This window comes from Limnofasciculus baicalensis BBK-W-15, assembly GCF_024178385.1.
Taxonomy (GTDB): Bacteria; Cyanobacteriota; Cyanobacteriia; order Cyanobacteriales; family Coleofasciculaceae; genus Limnofasciculus; species Limnofasciculus baicalensis.
Window position 1 is genome coordinate 1 of record NZ_JAMZMM010000593.1, and the last position, 2504, is coordinate 2504.

At 44.4% G+C, this 2504-nt stretch carries 2 protein-coding genes; both read left to right on the plus strand.

Going from position 1 to position 2504, the window contains the following annotated elements; translation table 11 throughout:
• Positions 1–188: 188 nt before the first annotated feature.
• Entirely contained in the window at positions 189–1169 is a 981-nt protein-coding gene (locus NJ959_RS28475; protein ID WP_254015131.1) for an SDR family oxidoreductase, read from the plus strand.
• Between the two features lie 194 nt (positions 1170–1363).
• Positions 1364–2281 carry an NAD(+) kinase gene (locus tag NJ959_RS28480; protein WP_254015132.1) on the plus strand — a complete coding sequence of 306 codons (918 nt, stop codon included), beginning with the start codon at positions 1364–1366 and terminating at the stop codon, positions 2279–2281.
• Positions 2282–2504: the final 223 nt, after the last annotated feature.

The window sequence follows — 2504 nt, forward strand, 5'->3', positions numbered from 1 at the left end:
AAAGAAACCGGGTTTCTGCGCTACACACCATACAACCAAAACCCCCTCTAAGACTTTTAACTCAAAATTCAAAACGGACTTCGTCCCGCTGCGCTAACAAAACTCAAAACTCCTCCCCACTCCCCACCAAGCATAATTCTGAGATTTATGATAAAGTCTTATAGAAACTTTACGAAGCAATTTTATAAATGAATTTATTGGTTGTGGGTGCAACTGGCACCTTGGGTAGACAGGTAGTTCGTCGCGCTCTCGACGAAGGTCATCAGGTGCGCTGTTTTGTCCGGAGCCTCCAAAAAGGAGCCTTTTTAAAAGAATGGGGAGCGGAGCTAATCCAAGGAGATATCTGTGAGGCAGAAACAATTCCACCCGCATTGGTAGGGATTAATGCGGTAATTGATGCCGCAACTTCCCGTGCGACAGGCTCTCTGAGCATTAAACAGGTGGATTGGGATGGCAAAGTCTCATTAATTCAAGCAGCAGTTGCTGCTAAGGTGGAGCGGTTTGTCTTCTTTTCTATTCTCGATTCCCATAAATTTCCTGATGTACCTCTGATGGACATCAAGCGATGTACGGAACTATTTCTGGCAGAATCGGGACTCAATTACACGATTTTGCAGCCTTGCGGCTTTATGCAAGGGCTAATTATGCAGTATGCGATTCCAGTTTTAGAGAAACAAGCGGTTTGGATTACTGGAGAGACTGCGCCTATTGCTTATATGGATACTCAGGATATCGCCAAATTTGCCGTTCGTGCCCTTGATGTGCCAGAAACAGTCAATCAGACTTTTCCTTTAGTGGGTACTCGTACTTGGGGTGCTGATGAAATTATCAGCTTGTGCGAAAGGTTATCTAATAAAGAGGCGAAAATTTCTAGAGTACCCCTGAAGGTATTGCGGGTGATGCGGGGCATTGGTAGATTTTTCCAGTGGAGTTGGAATATTAGCGATCGCCTAGCCTTCGCTGAAGTGTTGGCAACGGGGAAACCTCTAAATGCGCCGATGGAAAAAGTCTATCAGGTTTTTGGCTTAGATCCAAAGGACACCACTACTTTGGAACCATACATGGCAGAGTACTTTACCCGGATTATGAAAAAGCTCAAGGAAATCGATTACGAGAAAGAAAAAGCCAAAAAGAAGAAAAAAACACCCTTTAAATCCTCCCAGCGTTGAGCGGAGATTGCCTCAACTGTAGCAAGTGCGATCGCGTTAGCGTTAAGCTAGGTACTTCTAATCTCGTTTAAATCTCCTAAATCTGGGCATTTTCTCAAGCGAGATTGGGATCGTGCTGCACTAGCCAGATATTTCCGTACATTATTGGTAACTATCTGGTAAAAATTAATTATTTACAATGCGGACTGGTGAGGGTGGGAAAAGCAGGAATAATCTATAACGATATGAAACCCGTGGCTTATCGTGTAGCTTTGGAGTTACAAGACAAGCTGACAGCAGCGGGTTGGGAAGTCTGTATGGCAACCGGAATCAGCGGGATTTTAGGTTATTCTCGCCCTGACTCCCCAGTTTGTCACACACCGCTGGAAAAGTTAGCCCCTCCTGGTTTTGATGAGGAGATGGCTTTTGCGATCGTGTTGGGGGGAGATGGTACTGTTCTGTCAGGATTTCGCCAAGTTGCTCCTTATAATATTCCACTCCTAACGGTAAATACTGGTCACATGGGGTTTCTCACTGAGACTTATGTCAATCAGCTACCTGATGCTGTGGATAGATTATTGGCAGGGGAGTATGACATTGAAGATCGGACAATGTTATTGGTACAGGCACTGCGAGGGGAGCGCTTGTGGTGGGAGGCTCTCTGTTTAAATGAAATGGTGCTACATCGAGAGCCGTTAACCTGCATGTGTCATTTTGAAGTTCAGATTGGGCATCATGCACCAGTGGATATTGCCGCAGATGGTTTGATTATCTCTACTCCGACAGGCTCGACAGCCTATTCCTTGAGTGCTGGGGGAACGGTAGTTACTCCTGGCGTACCTGTCCTGCAATTAATGCCGATTTGTCCCCATTCCTTAGCGTCTAGAGCGTTAGTATTTGCTGATACTGAAGAAGTAATGGTGTTTCCAGCTACGCCGAATCAGTTGGTGATGGTGGTGGATGGCAATGCGGGTTGTTATATATTGCCAGAAGATCGGATTAGGTTAGTGCGATCGCCTTATTCTGCTCGATTTATTCGCTTACAACCGCCGGAGTTTTTCCGAGTTTTGCGGGAAAAGTTGGGTTGGGGTTTGCCTCATATTGCGAAACCGACTTCGGTGGAGTTGCCTTGAGGGGATGGAATAAGGAAACACTAAGACACTAAGACGAGGAAGAAAAAATACTTAACATAAGTCAATAAAATTAAGTAATTGGCATAAATACTTAACAGAAGTTAACAAAGCCAGGTACTTAACATAACTTAACAAAGTAGAAAACGGCTGAAAGTGGCTTAAATTCGTTAATCTTTATTAAGATTAATTCTCAATACTTGACGAGATTGCGTCGTTTCAGCTA

Bases quoted from the DNA above. Each gene is read 5' to 3' on its own strand.
- NJ959_RS28475 (WP_254015131.1), top strand. From the start codon at position 189: ATGAATTTATTGGTTGTGGGTGCAACTGGCACCTTGGGTAGACAGGTA.